The 18,070-nt window shown below is 33.1% G+C and carries 20 protein-coding genes; 1 reads left to right on the top strand and 19 read right to left on the bottom strand.

What is annotated here, in order from left to right; translation table 11 throughout:
* Positions 1 to 74 precede the first annotated feature (74 nt).
* The 10 genes from FYJ50_RS00445 to fmt form a co-directional block, all read right to left on the bottom strand.
* A complete protein-coding gene (locus FYJ50_RS00445; RefSeq protein ID WP_276983810.1) occupies positions 75 to 1,388 on the bottom strand; it encodes a UDP-N-acetylmuramate--L-alanine ligase in 1,314 nt (437 codons plus the stop codon).
* A gap of 12 nt (positions 1,389 to 1,400) precedes the next feature.
* Positions 1,401 to 2,024, bottom strand: coding sequence for a hypothetical protein (locus tag FYJ50_RS00440; RefSeq protein WP_154459070.1), 624 nt, complete (start codon positions 2,022 to 2,024; stop codon positions 1,401 to 1,403).
* Positions 2,025 to 2,027: 3 nt separating this feature from the next.
* Positions 2,028 to 2,354 (bottom strand): thioredoxin family protein, encoded by a 327-nt coding sequence (locus FYJ50_RS00435; protein WP_154459069.1) that lies wholly within the window; start codon positions 2,352 to 2,354, stop codon positions 2,028 to 2,030.
* On the bottom strand, positions 2,351 to 2,980 hold the full coding sequence (gene trmB, locus FYJ50_RS00430; RefSeq protein ID WP_320860146.1) for a tRNA (guanosine(46)-N7)-methyltransferase TrmB: 630 nt from the start codon (positions 2,978 to 2,980) through the stop codon (positions 2,351 to 2,353). The genes FYJ50_RS00435 and trmB overlap by 4 nt, the downstream gene beginning before the upstream one ends.
* A gap of 7 nt (positions 2,981 to 2,987) precedes the next feature.
* Positions 2,988 to 4,373, bottom strand: coding sequence for a dipeptidase PepV (gene pepV / locus FYJ50_RS00425; RefSeq protein WP_154459067.1), 1,386 nt, complete (start codon positions 4,371 to 4,373; stop codon positions 2,988 to 2,990).
* Positions 4,374 to 4,456: 83 nt separating this feature from the next.
* Positions 4,457 to 6,592 carry a polyribonucleotide nucleotidyltransferase gene (gene pnp / locus FYJ50_RS00420; protein ID WP_154459066.1) on the bottom strand — a complete coding sequence of 712 codons (2,136 nt, stop codon included), beginning with the start codon at positions 6,590 to 6,592 and terminating at the stop codon, positions 4,457 to 4,459.
* Between the two features lie 86 nt (positions 6,593 to 6,678).
* On the bottom strand, positions 6,679 to 6,945 hold the full coding sequence (rpsO, locus tag FYJ50_RS00415; RefSeq protein ID WP_154459065.1) for a 30S ribosomal protein S15: 267 nt from the start codon (positions 6,943 to 6,945) through the stop codon (positions 6,679 to 6,681).
* Between the two features lie 94 nt (positions 6,946 to 7,039).
* Positions 7,040 to 8,104: a radical SAM family heme chaperone HemW gene (gene hemW, locus FYJ50_RS00410; RefSeq protein WP_235900893.1), complete on the bottom strand. Its 1,065-nt coding sequence runs from the start codon at positions 8,102 to 8,104 to the stop codon at positions 7,040 to 7,042.
* 1 nt (position 8,105) lies between these two features.
* The gene (gene lepA, locus FYJ50_RS00405; RefSeq protein WP_154459063.1) at positions 8,106 to 9,908 is read right to left on the bottom strand and encodes a translation elongation factor 4; all 1,803 of its coding nucleotides are present in this window, start codon (positions 9,906 to 9,908) and stop codon (positions 8,106 to 8,108) included.
* Positions 9,909 to 9,951: 43 nt separating this feature from the next.
* Positions 9,952 to 10,884 carry a methionyl-tRNA formyltransferase gene (fmt, locus tag FYJ50_RS00400; RefSeq protein WP_154459062.1) on the bottom strand — a complete coding sequence of 311 codons (933 nt, stop codon included), beginning with the start codon at positions 10,882 to 10,884 and terminating at the stop codon, positions 9,952 to 9,954.
* Positions 10,885 to 11,006: 122 nt separating this feature from the next.
* On the opposite strand from fmt, the gene rpsT reads away from it, so the two are divergent.
* Entirely contained in the window at positions 11,007 to 11,273 is a 267-nt protein-coding gene (rpsT, locus tag FYJ50_RS00395; RefSeq protein ID WP_154459061.1) for a 30S ribosomal protein S20, read from the top strand.
* A gap of 13 nt (positions 11,274 to 11,286) precedes the next feature.
* Here the strand turns inward: rpsT and holA are convergent, their stop codons facing one another.
* The 9 genes from holA to FYJ50_RS00350 are packed head-to-tail and all read right to left on the bottom strand — an operon-like array spanning position 11,287 to position 18,050.
* Positions 11,287 to 12,243: a DNA polymerase III subunit delta gene (gene holA, locus FYJ50_RS00390; RefSeq protein ID WP_154459060.1), complete on the bottom strand. Its 957-nt coding sequence runs from the start codon at positions 12,241 to 12,243 to the stop codon at positions 11,287 to 11,289.
* Between the two features lie 12 nt (positions 12,244 to 12,255).
* The gene (locus FYJ50_RS00385) at positions 12,256 to 13,110 is read right to left on the bottom strand and encodes a hypothetical protein (RefSeq protein WP_154459059.1); all 855 of its coding nucleotides are present in this window, start codon (positions 13,108 to 13,110) and stop codon (positions 12,256 to 12,258) included.
* A gap of 21 nt (positions 13,111 to 13,131) precedes the next feature.
* Positions 13,132 to 14,964: a ComEC/Rec2 family competence protein gene (locus FYJ50_RS00380; RefSeq protein WP_154459058.1), complete on the bottom strand. Its 1,833-nt coding sequence runs from the start codon at positions 14,962 to 14,964 to the stop codon at positions 13,132 to 13,134.
* Positions 14,961 to 15,434, bottom strand: coding sequence for a ComEA family DNA-binding protein (locus FYJ50_RS00375; protein WP_154459057.1), 474 nt, complete (start codon positions 15,432 to 15,434; stop codon positions 14,961 to 14,963). Before FYJ50_RS00375 ends, FYJ50_RS00380 begins: the two co-directional genes overlap by 4 nt.
* Before the next feature lie 49 nt (positions 15,435 to 15,483).
* Complete coding sequence (greA, locus tag FYJ50_RS00370) at positions 15,484 to 15,963, bottom strand: transcription elongation factor GreA (RefSeq protein WP_154459056.1); 480 nt, start codon at positions 15,961 to 15,963, stop codon at positions 15,484 to 15,486.
* Between the two features lie 59 nt (positions 15,964 to 16,022).
* The gene (gene mltG / locus FYJ50_RS00365; protein WP_205946355.1) at positions 16,023 to 17,087 is read right to left on the bottom strand and encodes an endolytic transglycosylase MltG; all 1,065 of its coding nucleotides are present in this window, start codon (positions 17,085 to 17,087) and stop codon (positions 16,023 to 16,025) included.
* On the bottom strand, positions 17,080 to 17,334 hold the full coding sequence (locus FYJ50_RS00360; protein WP_154459054.1) for a DUF1292 domain-containing protein: 255 nt from the start codon (positions 17,332 to 17,334) through the stop codon (positions 17,080 to 17,082). The genes mltG and FYJ50_RS00360 overlap by 8 nt, the downstream gene beginning before the upstream one ends.
* Positions 17,335 to 17,373: 39 nt before the next feature.
* Entirely contained in the window at positions 17,374 to 17,799 is a 426-nt protein-coding gene (gene ruvX, locus FYJ50_RS00355; protein ID WP_154459053.1) for a Holliday junction resolvase RuvX, read from the bottom strand.
* Complete coding sequence (locus FYJ50_RS00350) at positions 17,799 to 18,050, bottom strand: IreB family regulatory phosphoprotein (protein ID WP_154459052.1); 252 nt, start codon at positions 18,048 to 18,050, stop codon at positions 17,799 to 17,801. The genes ruvX and FYJ50_RS00350 overlap by 1 nt, the downstream gene beginning before the upstream one ends.
* Positions 18,051 to 18,070 lie beyond the last annotated feature (20 nt).

The raw sequence follows: 18,070 nt of genomic DNA, 5'->3' as shown, positions 1-18,070 counted from the left end.
AATTAGATTATAACACTTTCTATTGTTTTTACCTATTTATTTTGAAAAAATTTTCAGAAATGAAAAAAGATAGATTATTTTTCTATCTTTTCTTTTAACATATCTTTTAATAAGTAAATATCCTTACTGGACATAAAAACAAATACCGCTGGACACATAGTCTTTAGGATTTCAGCTGAAGGTTCATCCACATCCAGTAATTTACCATTTGGACATCGTTGCAGCAGATCCTGTATCGTAACCGTGATGGTTTCATCTTCTCTTTTCGCATTCTTCGGAAAATCACATAATATAACCTGATCGGCTGTATTTAAGCTTTTCGCAAAATCATCTAAAAAATATTGCAGTCTTGAATAACGATCGGGTTTATACAGAGCTACTACTTTTTTATCTGGATATTTTTTTCTAGCGGAATCAATCATGTATCGAATAGCAGTTGGATGGTGTGCATAATCATCTATTAATACACTGTCCTTTACTTCTTCAATCACAAATCGTCTTGCGATTCCTTTATATTCCTGTAATCCTTCCAGAATTTCATCCACATCACAACCCATTTCATAAGCTAGAGCAAACGTACCCAATGCATCCTGTAAGAATGGATCGCCTACTTCATTTAATTCGATGTGACATAAAAATTCATCTTTGTGATAACAGTCAAATATCATACCGAACTGTCCCTGTCTGATATTTTTCGCAATATAATCGTTTCCTTCTTTATATCCATATGTCACATAAGGGACTTTATAATGTAAGTGTGGCAAATATGGATCGTCTCCATAAACAACAACTTTTTTCTTAACCTGATCTACAAAAGACTGATAAGCACTGACATAATCATTAATATCTTTATAATAATCAATATGATCCAGTTCAATATTGGTAATGATGGCATAATCCGGATGATAAGCTAAAAAATGTCTTTGAAATTCACAGGATTCCAAAACAAAATTTTTCGCATCTTCTGGCATGAACCCATGTCCATCGCCAATCAGAAATGCCGTTTCTTCATGTTTTTGAAGAACACTGGACAGTAAACCAGTTGTCGTACTTTTTCCATGACATCCTGCTACACATACCGATGTATAGTCTTCAAGCAGAACTCCAAGATATTCATTATAGTAATAACATTTTACATTTGGATTATTAAAAGCAGCCTGTACTTCAACATTGCTTTGATCAAACGCTAAACCAATAATTACTGTATCACCGTCATGAATGTTTTTTTCGTCAAATGAAGTAAAAGGAATATTTCTTTCTTCCAGACCTTCCTGAGTAAATATATATTTTTCAATATCCGACCCTGTAACTTCTTTATGCTGATCATGAAGTATACAGGCTAGAGCTGCCATTCCTGTTCCTTTGATACCAATAAAATGATACGCCACGTTGATCACTTCCTATTCCTGTTCAAACAATGAATTTTGTTTCGTATCTTTCTTTTCAGGTGTGGATAACATTTCTTTTAATGTATACTCATTGTTTTTTTTTGTATTTGGTTTTTTAACTGGAATCTGTTCCACTGGTTTTGGAGAAGGAATGTCATTTCCATACATTGGTGAAATTACTTTTGTGAAAGAAAAATCATCGGCTGGTTTCTGCAGCTCAATCGCATTGTGAACTTTATCAAAACGCTTTGCTTCCTCTTTGGTATTTCCAAAAATTGGAGAAATAACAGGGGAATAATCATAATCTTCCTGTGTTTTACGCTGTTTTAATTTTGAACGATCGTAATGATATTCTTTCTTTTTTGTCTTCTTTCCAGGCATTTGTGAAGAAATTTCATCAACATCCATTCCATCAAAAATACTGGCTTTCTTTACAGGTTTCTCTTCTTTTTTATCCAGTAAGAAATCAGCAATCATCGTATTGTCTTCCACAGGTTTTATTTTAGGTTCAACAAAAGTTGGCTGTTGATCCACTTTGTTTTCCTGCAGCTCTTCTTTTTCTTCTTCTACTATTTCTTCTTCGTCTTCGATGCCTTCATTTAAAATCGCATGCATTAAATCTTTTACTTTTGACATATTCTAAGCCTCCCTTAACGTATCCTTCAGATAAGCAACAATTTCTTCTTTGGTTTTACGTAAACTTGAAACAAATCGTGATATTTCTTTTCCATCTTTATAGCAGACAAAACTCGGAATCCCCATAATGCCCATTTTTTGAGCCAATTCCATACATTCATCACGATCCAATTCATAAAAATTCATTTGATCAAATTGTTTTTCAATGGAAGGTAAAAATGGTTTTATATATATACAGTCTCCACACCATTTTGTGGTGAATAAAAATACCTGAATTCCATTGTTCTGACATATTTCATTAAATTCTTTTACAGTATGTATCGTTTTCATATTTTTTCCCATACACATCGATAAATCGGCTGATTTTTCTTTACAAATTTTTCTTCATATTCGGTTAAAACATCTTCATTATGTGTTTCCCTTCGATAATCTACACTGAATTCTATCATTTTAAATCCATTATTTTCAAATTCAAGAACTGAATATTCAAATAAAGAAGCATTGTCTGTTTTCATTTGAATCTGTCCTGATTTATTTAATATGGTTTTATACTGATCCAGAAAAGATTTAGAGGACAATCTACGCTTTGCGTATCTTTTTTTAGGCCATGGATCGGAAAAGTTTAGATGAATGACATCCACTTCTCCTATTTCAAACCAGGATAAAATATCACTGGCATCTTTCTGAATCAGAGCCAGATGTCCATTGCCTTCATTTTCATCAAATTTCTTAACAGCCATTCCAGCAGCACTTTCATTTTTTTCAATTGCCACATAACCCTGATCTGGATACATATTGGACATTTCTAATGAATAATTCCCTTTTCCACAACCAATTTCAACATGCAAAGAATCTACTTTTAAATAGTCTTTCCATTTTCCTTTTAATGTCTGTGGTTCTAAAACAAGATGAGGGCTCTGTGTTAAATAATCCACAGCCCATTTTACTTTTCTCATTCTCATATCAGCTGCACAATGTCACAATTGCATCTGCATAAATCGCAATGGCTTCAATCAGGGAAGATAATTTCATTCCTTCATCCGCCTGGTGACATCCTCCTACAATTTGAGCTGTTTCAATTTCTTCCCATGGTTTTTCAGGACCATAGGATACGAAATTTTCAAAATGACGGGCATAAGTTCCTCCACCAATGGTCATTGGACCATGGAATGTATCGTTTGTATATTTGCGATAAACATCCATTAAATCGGTAACCAGCTTAGAATTTGGATCCACAAACAATGGTTTAGAATCCGATTTATTTGTGACTTTGATATTTGATGTTTTCAAAGAAACAGCTTTTTCAAATTTCTTTGTGATTTCATCTCCATTTGTATCATTTGGATAACGAATATCAATTAATACACGACTTCCTTTTTCATCAAAATTCACAAAACCTGTACTCATTGTTAAAAAGGACATATAGGCTCCTTCCATATCAATTCCAACAGGTTGACCCATCCAGTCTTTTAATAAAGAATAATAGTCTTTACAAAGAGAATCATTATAGGCAGTACCAATAAAATTCAGTATATGTAAAGCCGCATTGTTTCCTTTATAAGGCCAGGCTGCATGAGAAGACTGTCCATCAATATGAATTTTTACCCATTCATTTCTTTCAACGCTTCCCTGAATCTGATTTGATTGGCAATAGAATCTGAATAAAGCTTCCTGCTGTTCGCTCATAGATTCAACATATGCATCCGCTTTTCCAATGACAATATTAGGTGCCTGTCCTGCATCCATTTTTTTCAGAACCGTTTTATCATGAGAAGATAATTCGATATGTAATCCCCCTTTTTCTCCATAAATACAAGGGAAATTGGCATCCGGTACAAAGCCCATATCAGGAATTTGTGCATGTTTACAATAATATTTCATACATTCCATTCCTGATTCTTCATCACATCCCATGATCAGCATCACTTTTTTCTTTAATGGTATATTTAATTCTTTAATAAGTTTTAATGCATAATATCCAGCTAAAGCAGGACCTTTATCATCCATAACTCCACGACCGAATACATACCCATCATTATATGTCACTTTTAGTGGTTCTTTGCTCCAGCCTTCTCCTAATGGAACAACATCCAGATGTCCTAATACACCAAATGTTTCTTCATTATCCCCATATTCAATGACTCCTGCATATCCATCTATATCTTTTGTAGAAAAACCATCCGCCCTGGCCATATCCAGCATGACGTCCAAAACTTTACGACAGTTATCTCCAAATGGAGCCTTTTCTTTTTTTGTTGAAAGGTCTCGAACCGATTCAATTTCTACTAATTTATTCAAATCAGTTAAAAAATCTTCTTGTTTTTCTTTTGCATATTTTAAAAAGTCCATAAAACACACTCCTTTGTACTATTTTATCATTATTTTATTCAATAGGGTAGAATGATTACAAAAAAGGATATCGAATGATATCCTTATTGAGCTGCATCTTCTTTCTTTAATTTAGGAAGCAATGCTTTTGCACTGACATTAATGCGTCCTTTATTGTCAATTTCCATAACTTTTACATCAATGATATCACCTACTGATAATACATCTTCGACTTTTTCTACTCGATTATGAGAAATTTTTGAGACATGAAGAAGCCCATCTGTATTTCCAAACAGGTTCACAAAAGCACCAAATTTTTCAATACGAACAACTTTTGCCGCATAAACATCTCCAACTTTTGCTTCTCTAACAATTCCATAGATCATGTCTTTTGCTTTATCAATTGTTTCCTGATTCATATGATAAATTACAACTTTTCCATCATCATCAATATCAATTTTAACATCATCGCATTGTGCAATAATTTCATTGATCATCTTACCACCAGGTCCGATTACATCTTTGATCTTATCTGGATTGATCTGCATCATACCAATTTTAGGAGCGTACTGGCTAACTGTTTTTCTTGGTTCAGGAATGCAGGCTAACATATTGTCTAAGATTTCTAATCGAGCTTTGTGGGCCTGCTGTAAAGCTTCCTCAAAAATTTCACGAGTAATACCTGTAGTTTTAATATCCATCTGTAAAGCGGTAATACCATTTGTAGTTCCTGCTACTTTGAAGTCCATATCTCCAAAATGATCTTCCATACCCTGAATATCGGTTAATACAGTGTATTGACCCGTTTCATCATTCATGATCAGTCCCATGGCTATACCTGCAACAGGAGCCTTGATCGGAACTCCGGCAGCCATTAATGACATAGTTCCTGCACAGATACTTGCCTGAGAAGAAGAACCATTGGATTCCATAACATCGGCAACCGTACGAATTGTATAAGGGAATTCTTCCAGTGATGGGATTACCTGTGCCAATGCTCTTTCTCCTAAAGCACCATGTCCAATTTCACGACGTCCTGGTGTTCCCATACGTCCTGTTTCCCCTACGCAGTATGGAGGGAAATTATAATGATGCATGAAACGTTTAGATTCCACAACCGTTAAATCATCAATAATCTGATTGTCATTTAAAGCACCTAATGTTGTTGTTGACAATACCTGTGTTTCTCCACGAGTAAACAATGCTGAACCGTGTACTCGAGGTAACAGATCCACTTGAGAATTCAATGGACGAATTTCATCAATTTTTCTTCCATCCGGACGAATTTTATCTTCGATGATCAAACGACGTACTTCATCCGCTTCAATTCCTCTGCAGATTTCACGAGTCTGTTTGATAGCTTCATTTTTATCTTTTTCACTGTCGTATTCTTTCGCTTCGATCATTGCAACAGCCTGTTCTGTCAATTCATCAATTTTTCCATATCGTTCCAGTTTTTCTTTAATGGAAACAGCTTCACGAATGGCTTTTTCAAATCCAGAACGAACTTCTTTATCCAGCTGTTCATCTACACTATATAATTCTACTTCACGTTTTTCTTTTCCACATGCCTGAACGACACTTTCCTGGAATTCACACAATTTTTTAATCTGCTCATGTCCAAACATCAAAGCTTCCAGCATATCTTCTTCGGATACTTCTTTTGCTCCTGCTTCCACCATGTTTAAAGCATATTTTGTTCCAGCTACTGTTAAATCAATATCACTTTGTTCTTGCTGGCTTACAGTCGGATTGGCAATCAGCGTTCCATTTACTCGAGCAACCTTTACTCCAGCAATAGGTCCATTAAATGGAATATCCGAAATACATAATGCCAGAGAAGCCCCAAACATAGCAGCCATTTCAGGAGAATAATCCTGATCCACACTTAATACTGTATTTACGACCTGAACTTCGTTTCTGAATCCTTCTGCAAATAAAGGACGAATTGGACGGTCGATCATACGCGCTGTTAATGTTGCGTGTTCACTTGGTCTTCCTTCACGACGTAAAAATCCACCTGGGATCTTACCAACAGAATATAACTTTTCTTCAAAACTAACCGTTAAAGGGAAAAAGTCAATCCCTTCTTTTGCCTGATTCGATGCACAGGCTGTAGAAATTGTAACGGTATCTCCATAACGAATAATGACCGCTCCATCTGCCTGTTTTGCAATTTCACCAGTTTCGACTGTGATCCCCCGACCACAGAAATCAAATTGAAACACTTGTTTCATCATTTTTCACCTCATTTTTCGACATTTTAAATCTTAACACAAACCAATCTAAAATAAAACTATAATAAAAAAAATAATCGATTTCTCGATTATTTTCTTAATCCTAATTTAGCAATTAATTCTTTGTAACGATCGTAATCTACATCTTTTAAGTAGTTTAACATAGCTTTACGACGTCCAACCATTTTCATCAATCCACGCTGTGAATGATAATCATGTTTGTGTTCTTTGAAGTGCTCAGTCAAACGATTGATCTGTGCAGTTAATACCGCAATCTGTACTTCTGGAGAACCTGTATCTCCTTCATGACGAGCATATTCTTTCATGATTGCCTGTTTTTCAGATTTTAATAACATTTTTTCTTTCCTCCTGTATTTTTGTCCTTTTCTACCGTGAATAAGGTCGGAGTTTCCATACTCTCAGTACAAAAGCTCATTCATTTTAACAATTTTATTCTAAAAAATCAATAAGAATTGTATTTAAAATATTTCTTCCTTCTTGTGTACAAACAAGAGAATCTTTTGACTGAATAAAATAGTTTTGATATTTTTGAATTGTTTTTTTGTAACATTCATAAAAATCTATTTTATACTTTTCATTAAACTGTTTTACATTTAATCCAAAAGTCGTTCTTAAAGACATCATAATGGCTTCAAACATCAAATCTTCCTTAGTGGTTTCAATGAAATATCTTTTTAGTGGATCCAAAAGATAATCATTATAATTTGAGGCATGATCGTATCGTATACCCTTTTCTTTTCCCGAAGAGCCCCATCCAATTCCAGTAAAGTCTTTATCCGACCAGTAAACCAGATTGTGTTTTGATTCATATCCATTTAAACAGAAACTGGATATTTCATAATGATGATAACCCTTTAAAGTCTGACAGATACAATCATACATATCCGCTTCCAAATCCTGGTCTGCTGGTTTTAAATGCTGTTTTCCAAAGACAGAATTTTCTTCAATCTGTAAAGAATATATTGAACAGTGTGGCAATTGTAAGGATAAAAATATATTCACATCGTTTTGTACCTGTTTTAATGTCTGATTGGGTAAAGCATATATTAAATCAATGGATATATTTTTTAAATCACATTCTCTTAAATCATTTATACATCGATATACATCAAAACTTGAATGGTGTCTTCCTATTTTCTGTAATAATTCATCCTGAAAGCTTTGTACACCTAAACTGATGCGATTGACTCCCATTTCTTTAAATAAAATGATTTTATCTTTAGTCAGTGAATCTGGATTGCATTCAATGGTCCATTCATAATCTTTAGATAAATATGGAATAAACCAGTTACCAATCTGTTTTAATTCATCTATAGATAGTGAACTGGGTGTTCCTCCACCAAAATAAAGCGTATCAATTGAATCTATATTTAAAGATGTAAATTCTTTATATAAAGCATCTATATATTCTTTTTTGGAAATGGATACTTTTCTTTTAAAATCACAATAGAAACAAATATGATCACAAAATGGAAGATGCACATAAAGATTCATACTAGTCTTCATCCATTGAAAGAACAGCCATGAAGGCTTCCTGTGGAATTTCAACAGAGCCTACCATCTTCATACGTTTCTTTCCTTCTTTTTGTTTCTCTAATAATTTTTTCTTACGGGAAATGTCTCCTCCATAGCATTTTGCCAGTACATTTTTTCGCAAAGCCTTAATATTTGTTCGAGCAATAACTTTCCCACCGATGGCTGCCTGTACAGGAATTTCAAACTGTTGTTTCGGAATAATTTCCTTTAATTTAATGGTCATCGCATTTCCTCTATGATACGCAAAATCTTTATAGACTATCGTACTCAGGGCATCAATAATCTGTCCATTTAATAAAATATCCATTTTAACAAGTTTACTTTCGCGATAACCACTGATTTCATAATCTAAAGAAGCATATCCTTTTGTACAGGATTTCATCTTATCAAAGAAATCAAAAATAATTTCACTTAACGGAAGTTCATATTTCATTAACATGCGAATATCATCTAAAACCTGAAGATCGACATATTCTCCTCTTTTTTTCTGACAAAGATCCATCATAGCCCCTACATATTCTTTGGGAACCATTATTTCTGCACTGACATATGGTTCTTCAATGTGATCAATGTTCTGTGCTGGTGGTAAAGCGGCTGGATTGTCAATGGCCTCCATTGTTCCATCGGTTTTAAATACATGATAAATAACAGAAGGAGAAGTTGCGATCAGATCCAGATTAAATTCCCTTTCCAGTCGTTCTTCCACTACATCCATATGCAGTAATCCTAAAAAGCCACAACGGAAGCCAAATCCTAATGCCTGAGATGTTTCTGGTTCAAACTGTAAAGAAGCATCGTTTAATTTTAATTTTGATAAAGCTTCTTTTAAATCATCATATCTTGCGTTATCCACAGGATATAAGCCACAGTAAACCATTGGATTCATTTCCCGATATCCTTTTAATGGTTCTTTGGCTGGTGTATTTACATGTGTGATCGTATCCCCAACTCGTACATCTTCTATATTTTTGATAGCTGCACTGATCCAGCCAACTTCTCCTGTTGTCAGCTGGTCTTTTATGACTTCCTTCGGTGTTCTTACTCCCACTTCAATGACTTCATATTCTGCTCCAGTAGCCATAAATCGTATTTTATCTTTTGGTTTTAATACGCCATTTTTTACAGATACAAAGGCTATTATTCCCCGATAAGAATCATAAAAGGAATCAAATACCAGTGCCTGTAAAGGTGCATTTGCATCTCCTGAAGGAGCTGGAAGTTTATCTACAATTTCTTCCAGTACTTTATCCACATTTAAACCGGACTTTGCACTGATTTCTACTGCCTGGGAACAATCTAAACCAATCAGATTTTCAATTTCCTCTTTAACTACATCCGGTTGAGCACTTGGCAGATCCACTTTATTCAGTACCGGAAGAATTTCCAGATCATTGTCTAAAGCCAGATAAACATTGGCTAAAGTCTGAGCCTGTACCCCCTGAGCTGCATCCACGACCAGAACAGCTCCTTCACAGGCAGCCAGAGACCGAGATACTTCATAGGAAAAGTCAACATGCCCTGGTGTATCTATTAAATGAAACAGATAGTCTTCACCATTCTTCGCATGATAAATCAGCTGTACTGCATTTAATTTGATTGTAATTCCTCTTTCTCTTTCCAGATCCATTGTATCCAGCATCTGACTGACCATTTCCCTTTTTTCAACCGTATCGGTCAATTCCAGAATTCGATCGGCTAAAGTGGATTTTCCATGATCGATATGAGCTACAATGGAAAAATTTCGAATGTGTGACTGATCCATAAATACCTCCTTATTGTTTTAACATTCTATCAGAAAATAAAGATTATTCAAGAATGTATCCAACAAGATTTCTTCCCATTCCATTGTAGAAATCTTTTCCTTTTAATACCGGTTTTCCTTCCATTTGACATTCTTCAATTAACAGGATTCCTTCTTTTAGATTTAAACCAAAGAAACCTTCCACCAATCCAGTAAATGTAAATGGCTGATCAACTGTACATTCTTTATAATGTGCTTTTAAAATTTTAAATTTTTTATTTTTGACCATGACATACGCTCCAGGTTCATATGATAATGCTCGAATCTGATTACGGATTTGAAGATCGCTTTGACTTAAATTGATTCTTTCTTCTTCTTTTTTAATAATCGGAGCAAAACTAACTTTTAATGGATCCTGTTCAATAAATTGTGCCTCTCCACTTGTTAAAGTATCCCATTGTCTGATCAGCAAATCAGATGCTGCTATAGCCATTTTTTCAAAAATAGAAGTGGAATTATCATCGTCCTGTATTTCAACTTCTTCTACATCTAAAACAGGTCCAGCATCCATTTGACGTACCATTTTCATAAGCGACATTCCACTGATTTTATCTCCATTCCAGATAGCTCTTTGAATTGGAGCACCTCCTCGATAAGAAGGAAGTAATGAACCATGTAAATTTACACATCCTAGTGGACAACAGTTTAATACCTCTTCTGGAACAATCTGTCCATAAGCACAGGTAATAATTATATCTGGTTTAAAATCAATTAATTTTTGGAAGTCTTTTTTGATTGAAACTGGCTGAAAGACTTCTATACCATTTTCTACAGCTACTTTTTTTACTTCATTGAATACCAGTACCTGTTTTCTCCCTCTTTTTTTATCAGGTTGAGTCACAACCAGTCCCACTTCAATTTTAGATTGAATTATATTTTCTAATAACGTTGCCGCAATTTGCGGTGTTCCCATAAAAGCTACACGTATATTTTTCATAAATAACCTCCAACAAATCGTATTATATCCTATTTTTTAAAAATAGTGTATGTATTTTATATTGCATTCCTAAAAAGTTTTTGTTACAATATTAAAGCAATTTATGTCAGGAGGTGCAAACCATGCCACAAATCGATTCACAAAAGAAACGTGTAAAAACAAACAACAAAGCTCACAAGTTAATCGTATCTAGAAAATCAGCTACTAAAACAGCAATTAAAAAAGTATTAGCTGCTGTTGAAGCGAATGACAAAGAAGCCGCTGTTGCAGCATATAATGTTTGTAGTTCAAAACTTGATCAGGCTGTTGCTAAAGGAGTTTTCCACAAGAACTACGCTAGCCGTCAAAAATCACGTTTACAAACTGCAATCAACAACATGAACAAATAAAAACGGAAGGTCGTTAACCTTCCTTTTTATTTTCAATTAACATATCAAATACAAATTGTTCAAATCCCTGGTCCATATCCTGTTTCCCTGTTTTAAAGTTCTGGTCTAAAGCAGAAAACTGATCCAATAGATTTAGTAATTCTTCACACGTATGTTTTTTACTTTCTTTCATTGTCAGCTGCACACGATAAGGATGGGCTTTACATTTCTGTACGATATCATCTTGGCTATAACCGGATTCCATTAATATTTTAACCTGAAATAAAAAACGCATTTGTCCAGCTAATAAAGCATTGATTGCTGTAGGAGCCATCCCTGTCTGTCTAAAATTGCGATAATAAGCCAGTATACGTAAAGCATTTCGATCCTTTAAAGCATCCACCATTTTAAATACATTCTGTAATGGTTCCGCACAAACGAGTGCTTCTACATCTTTTAGATAAATGTGACTGGAATATAAATATAATTTATCCAGTTCTGATTCAATACGCATCGTATCCATGCCAACTCGAGTACAGAACCAGTTAAGTGCATCCGTTTCCATATACAGTCCAATTCGCTTACAGTAATCCTGAATATAACTTCTTTTATTTTTTTCATCCAGAGCCATGCATGGAATCAGATTGTTTGAACTGACTGTCTGTAAAAATTTCTTATTGGCACTTTTTTTCTTGCTTAATTTCGGACTGTAACACAAACATACAAAATAAACATTCGCATCTTTTCGTTTTGTCAGCTGTTCCAGATCATAATTTGTTTCATCTTCCCCAGATAAGAAGGAACAATGGTCCAAAACGATCATCTTCTGTTCATCGAATATAGAAACGCTGTCCAATTCCCATAATACTTCTTTAAATTCATTTGTTTTTGTATCCATATATACGATATTTGAAACATTTAGTCTTTTTTTTACCTGTTCAAGATTCTGTTTCATTCTGGATTGGTCATTTCCATATAATACAATATTCATATTCCCTCCTTTTTATGAAAATAAAAGATTTATTATTTCCTGAGCTTCTTTTTCTTTTAGATTCTGAGGATCTTTTAAAGTTGAATCATTCCATTTAAACTGAACATAATCGGTAAGATAAGAACTATCTACTGTACAATCTGGATATTTTTCATACCAGTCCGATCTGTATTTTTTCATAGTTTCCTGTGCAATTCGAACTGCCTGTGATTCTGGATTTCCATTTCTATCTACCGTTCCAGAAATTTTAACACCTGGAGGAGAAGAATGAATCAATAATACACTTCCATCTTCACAACCAGAAATCACAATATAGACATGCCCATTATCTGTTGACATAATATCCCCAGGAGAATAGCTTTCAATTGTGGTATACGTCTTTCCATATCCCATTTCTTCCAATCGATAAACCATTTCTTCTGCCTTATATACATAACCATCATTTTCCTGATTTTCATTACACAAAGTATTATAGATCACCCAGCCAACATAGCCTGAACAATCCAGTCCATCATGAATCTGATAATTATAATTTTCATATTGATAATATTCATCCTGTTCTAAATAAAAGGACTCCCAATTCTTACTTTCTCCAATAGTGAGAGCTTCTATTCCAGCTCCAGTATCTTGTTCATTCCATCCACCACCATACACATACATAGTGTGTCCTAATGGTATAGTGGCATTTTTTAACAGTTCATATATTGTATTTTCATTTTTAATTTCTTTACTGGATATTATTTCTTTTTTAATATCTTTACTAGATTCTACTTCTTTTTTATCTGATACAAGATAAAATACAAGCACAATAATAACTGGAATGAAAAAAAGAAATAAGAGTCGATTCCATTTAATTTTTCTTTTCATAAACGTATTCTATCATAAAATTTATATCATCCCAAATAATCCAGTTGCCGTTACAAAAAAAGTAAATTTTTTTAAGGTAAAAATATGTATCATTCCTTCCTCTTTTGTCATAAGCAAATCAATTCCCAATAAATGAGCATTGGATATCACTTTACTGGATGGATGATTGTACTTATTATCTTTTCCTACACTAATGATTCCCAGTGTGGGATCTATTTTTTCTAAAAAATGAAAAGAAGAGCTTGTTCTTGATCCATGATGTCCTAATTTTAATACATCTACGTCCAGATCGTATCTTTGTAAAAGCTGATTTTCAATGGAAATAGATGCATCTCCCATCCATAAAAAAGAACAGGTATCGTATTGAAAATAGGAAACTATACTTGAATCGTTTTCATCTTTTATATTTCTTTCTGGTAATAAGGAATAAAAGGTATAGTTGACCTTTATTTCTTCATTTGAATCCTCTACAATCTGATTTATTTTAATCTTTTCACTCAATTCTTCTTTACCTCCACTATGGTCAATATCTTCATGAGTCACAATTAAAGTATCTATTGTATGTATCTGTAAATCTTCTAAAACAGGTAAAATGATCTTTTCCACATTGTTACGATACAAATTCTGTCCACAATCTATCATCACAACACTTTTTTTATAGGGTTCTACAATTAAAGTACAATCCCCTTGACCAATATCTAAAGTATAAACATGAAAAAAAGGATTCAGATAACTGGAATAAACAGGAGAACATAAAAATAAAATCAAAATTGAATATTTTATTTGATTATGAATCAGATAATAAAATAATAAAATCATCAAAGAGTAAAATATTAGATTGGGTACATAATGAAAGACTGGCATTTGTATATTCAGAAATGAAATATCAATAAAGAAAGAAGACAAAAATAAAATTACATTTATATTTTTAAAAAAAGAAAAAAAGAAAAGTGCCAGAAGATTGATTTCATGAAAATATATAAATTGTAAAGAATATATAAAAATAAAGCTTGCCAGTTTATTCTGTTTCTTTATATATTTTTGAATCCATCCTAAACCAAAAGGAAGTATATAGCTAAAATCACAGGAGGAATATGGAAATAAAAAGAGTAAAAGAGTGGAGGTTATACAAAATGATTCTGAATCTATATATTTAACAATCTGGTTTAAAATATATCGAACCAGAGCAATTTTAAATGTGAATAGATATCCATAAAGAATAGAAATCAGGATACATACAAATTTCGTTTTATTTTCTGAAATAATAGTATTTAATATTTTTTCCAGAATATGCATGCATACAAGAAAAGGCAAAGATAAGCGAGCTAAAAGATTAATCGAATCTGGATCATAGATTCCATATAAATATAATAAACAGAGTGGTTTTTCTTTTAATTTCTGAAAAATATATGATTTAATTGAATCTGATTTTTTAATGCACTGATTTTCTTTACCATTTGTACATTCATATATATTATTTTTATTCATATAAGATTCAAAATTAAACTGATGAATGTTTTTTAAACTGTATATGTTTTCAAATTCATCCAATTGATATTTATCTCCAAAATTTGCCTGATCTAAGCCATATACAACTACTTTTGTATCTTCATTTCTGGCAATGCAGTATTTGTTTTTGATTTCAATGATCTCATAGGTTCCTTTTTCGGCTGGATGATAAGATGGAAAGAAGAATAAAGTCAGAAAAGAACATAAAAACCATAAAAGTACAATGAATTTCTTTTTAAAACGAATATAAAGATAAATTGAAAATATTATGGAAAAACAAAGAATTAAATATATATCCTTCAGTACAAAACAAATCCATATGCCTAAACAGAATATATATTTCATAGAACGATCTTCTCCTTAATTTTTTCAAACAGTTTATCTCCAATTCCTTTGACATTTTTAATTTCTTCAATAGATTGAAAAGATCGTTCCTGTCGATATTCAATTATGCGACTGGCTAACGAAGGACCGATTCCCGGTAAAGTCTGTAATTGTTCTAAAGAAGCTGTATTAATTGATATATAATTCTCTTCCTGTTTTCCAATCACAATAACTTCATTTTCCTCTACAATGCGATTTAAAGCCAGAGCATCGGTATTTGCCAAATCCGTTAATCCATCAGCCTGTTCAATTACATCCTGTATACTGGCATCCCATTTAACAGTATAAATACCCGGATGGTTGACTTCTCCTTTAATTTCAACTTCTTTTGTAGATGGTTTTTTTAAATCTAATGAGACAAATGTATATCGGTTAAAAAAAGTAAATAGAAATACAACCAGACATATTAAAAAAAGAAGGATTTTTTTCATAGTATCACCCTTCTTATATATACGTAATTAAATTATAAAAATATAAAAATTATTGAATGGAGACGATTTTTACATCATATGGTTCATCCACACGTTTTACTGTGCAAACATCCCCTACTTTTCGATCCAGGATTACTTCCGCTAATGGAGTAATGTTTGATAATTTTCCATTTAAAGGATCGGCTTCTACAGAACCAACGATACTGAAAGATTTTTCCTGGTTCTCTGATAAATCTAAAATCGTTACATAAGAACCAATTTTTACAACATTAGCTTTTCCTTTTTTTACAGATTCATCAATAATTTCTGAATTTTTAATTAATTCATCCAATTCACGAATACGAGCTTCTACCTGTCCCTGATGTTCACGAGCTGCATCATAATCCGCGTTTTCGGACAAGTCCCCCTGTGCTCTGGCTTCCTGTAATTCAACAATTACCTGGGCACGTGTAACATGTACTAACTGTTCATATTCTTTGACTAACGCGTCATAACCTTCTTGCGTTACATAATTCTTATCAATTGCCATTTTACCAACTCCTTGTGTTTTGCATTAGGAATTATAACATAGAAAATAGAAATATCAAATTATAATCCTAAATTCAGTTCTTCACAGATCTGCAAATGTTCCTCATAAGTCTTAGAATAATAGACTTTTCCATCCCCATGAATATCGGCTGCAAAGTAAAAATAATCATTTTCTTCAGGATTCAAAACAGCATAAAAAGCATCTTTTCCAGCATTTAAAATAGGTCCTGCTGGTAAGCCATCGTATAAATATGTATTGTATGGAGAATCTATATCGGTTTGAACTTCACAATCCTTTGGATCGTTAAATTCATCATAAAGAGCATAACATACAGTAACACTGGATTGCATTTTCATACCATTATTTAATCGATTATAAAAAACACCGGCAATGGTAGGCATATCTTTGTCATAACCCGATTCAAACTGTACTACACTGGCCAATGTAACAATCTGATGAATAGAATAATCAGAATTTTTAAAATCGTCTTTATATTCCTGATACATTACATCAAACTGATTTAACAGAGTACGTGTAATTGCATCCAGTGTTGCATCTTTTTCAATGGAATATGTTTCTGGGAATAAATACCCTTCCAGTTTAATTTTATATACGGACTGGTTAATATCGTCAAAATTTAAAAATTCATACGTATTGCACCATTCTTTTAAATTAGTTTCATCATTCCAGTAGGCAATGATTTCTTCTTTACTGTAGTCCAGCTGCTGTGACAGGATCTCTGCAATTTCTTTTGCCCATTTGCCTTCAGGAATTGTAATGGTTACACTTTCTTTGGTCGCATTAGAACTGTCATTTAAAAAATTCAGAATTTCATTCAGATTCATTCCATCATTTAATGTATAATTACCTGCATAATACTGAATATTACTTTTAAATTTCACATATAAAGATGCGAATTCTTTTGAATGAATTAAATTCAACTCTTCCAGATTCTGTAATACCTGATCAAAAGATTCTCCTTCTTCAATCACCAGTACTTCCTGTTTTTTTCCATCTCCACAGGCAGATGTATTTTTAAAGATATAAAATAAAGAAGATAAAACCAGAGCAATCAGAAGAATCAGAACAAAAATTAGAACAATTTTTCCTTTTTTCTTACGCATCTTCCTCATCCTCAACAAATGTATTGATGACTTCTTCTACCATATCCCATTCTTCATCGCTTTCAATTGGATATAGATTTCCTTTATCATCATAAATGGATGCATATACATCACCTGAATCGTTTTGTGGATCCTGATATACCACGTATTGTTTTTTTGTTTCATCGTTGTCAAATGTAAATAAAATGATAAATTTTTTTTCATTTCCATTTTCATCTTTCACGTATAGACAATTTGAATCTAGCATAATAATGCTCCTTTCTAAAAATAAAGAGGGTAATGAAAATTACCCCCTATTTTTTTTACTGTCCAGATAATTCTGTAGAATAAAAACGGCTGCTGTCTGATCAATAATTTTTTTTCGCTTTTTACGCGATACATCCCCTTCAATTAATAATCTTTGCGCACTGACAGTCGTTAATCGTTCATCCCATAAAGTTACATGATAACCTTCCTGTTCCAGTTCATATCCAAAATCAATGGATAATTGTCCTCGAATCCCAACATCTCCATTCATATGTTTAGGCAGACCCAATACCACCTCATTTACCTTCTCTTTTTCCAGTAAATTCAGTATCTGGTCAAAACAGTCATCATAATCTTCTTGTTCAAAACGAATCGTAGTTAAAGCTCTGGCAAGAAATCCTGTCTGGTCACTGATTGCAACCCCACAAGTTTTACTTCCGAGATCCAGTCCAATAATACGTCCCATTATTTCTCCAGATAAGCACGAACCAGTTCTTCAATGATTTCATAACGTTCGATTCTTTGAATTAAATTACGTGCATTCTTATGAGAAGAAATATAGGCAGGATCATTACTGATCAAATAACCTGCAATTTGGTTTTCAGAATTGTAACCTCTTTCTTCCAGTGCATTACTAACTTCTTTTAAAATCATTTTGATATTCTCTCTACGAATATCTTCCGTTGTAAAAGTCATAGTTTCAGTAACGTCTCTCATAATATCAACTCCTTAACTTC

Origin of the sequence: Floccifex porci (assembly GCF_009696175.1) — a bacterium.
Lineage (GTDB): Bacteria > Bacillota_I > Bacilli_A > Erysipelotrichales > Erysipelotrichaceae > Floccifex > Floccifex porci.
This window is presented reverse-complemented; position numbering and strand designations above follow the sequence as displayed.

What these genes read in the sequence shown, in the direction of transcription:
- FYJ50_RS00440 (WP_154459070.1), bottom strand. Translation starts at nt 2,024, where the DNA reads ATGTCAAAAGTAAAAGATTTAATGCATGCGATTTTAAATGAAGGCATC.
- FYJ50_RS00435 (WP_154459069.1), bottom strand. Translation starts at nt 2,354, where the DNA reads ATGAAAACGATACATACTGTAAAAGAATTTAATGAAATATGTCAGAAC.
- trmB (WP_320860146.1), bottom strand. Translation starts at nt 2,980, where the DNA reads ATGAGAAAAGTAAAATGGGCTGTGGATTATTTAACACAGAGCCCTCAT.
- pepV (WP_154459067.1), bottom strand. Translation starts at nt 4,373, where the DNA reads ATGGACTTTTTAAAATATGCAAAAGAAAAACAAGAAGATTTTTTAACT.
- pnp (WP_154459066.1), bottom strand. Translation starts at nt 6,592, where the DNA reads ATGATGAAACAAGTGTTTCAATTTGATTTCTGTGGTCGGGGGATCACA.
- rpsO (WP_154459065.1), bottom strand. Translation starts at nt 6,945, where the DNA reads ATGTTATTAAAATCTGAAAAACAGGCAATCATGAAAGAATATGCTCGT.
- hemW (WP_235900893.1), bottom strand. Translation starts at nt 8,104, where the DNA reads ATGAATCTTTATGTGCATCTTCCATTTTGTGATCATATTTGTTTCTAT.
- lepA (WP_154459063.1), bottom strand. Translation starts at nt 9,908, where the DNA reads ATGGATCAGTCACACATTCGAAATTTTTCCATTGTAGCTCATATCGAT.
- fmt (WP_154459062.1), bottom strand. Translation starts at nt 10,884, where the DNA reads ATGAAAAATATACGTGTAGCTTTTATGGGAACACCGCAAATTGCGGCA.
- rpsT (WP_154459061.1), top strand. Translation starts at nt 11,007, where the DNA reads ATGCCACAAATCGATTCACAAAAGAAACGTGTAAAAACAAACAACAAA.
- holA (WP_154459060.1), bottom strand. Translation starts at nt 12,243, where the DNA reads ATGAATATTGTATTATATGGAAATGACCAATCCAGAATGAAACAGAAT.
- FYJ50_RS00385 (WP_154459059.1), bottom strand. Translation starts at nt 13,110, where the DNA reads ATGAAAAGAAAAATTAAATGGAATCGACTCTTATTTCTTTTTTTCATT.
- FYJ50_RS00380 (WP_154459058.1), bottom strand. Translation starts at nt 14,964, where the DNA reads ATGAAATATATATTCTGTTTAGGCATATGGATTTGTTTTGTACTGAAG.
- FYJ50_RS00375 (WP_154459057.1), bottom strand. Translation starts at nt 15,434, where the DNA reads ATGAAAAAAATCCTTCTTTTTTTAATATGTCTGGTTGTATTTCTATTT.
- greA (WP_154459056.1), bottom strand. Translation starts at nt 15,963, where the DNA reads ATGGCAATTGATAAGAATTATGTAACGCAAGAAGGTTATGACGCGTTA.
- mltG (WP_205946355.1), bottom strand. Translation starts at nt 17,087, where the DNA reads ATGCGTAAGAAAAAAGGAAAAATTGTTCTAATTTTTGTTCTGATTCTT.
- FYJ50_RS00360 (WP_154459054.1), bottom strand. Translation starts at nt 17,334, where the DNA reads ATGCTAGATTCAAATTGTCTATACGTGAAAGATGAAAATGGAAATGAA.
- ruvX (WP_154459053.1), bottom strand. Translation starts at nt 17,799, where the DNA reads ATGGGACGTATTATTGGACTGGATCTCGGAAGTAAAACTTGTGGGGTT.
- FYJ50_RS00350 (WP_154459052.1), bottom strand. Translation starts at nt 18,050, where the DNA reads ATGAGAGACGTTACTGAAACTATGACTTTTACAACGGAAGATATTCGT.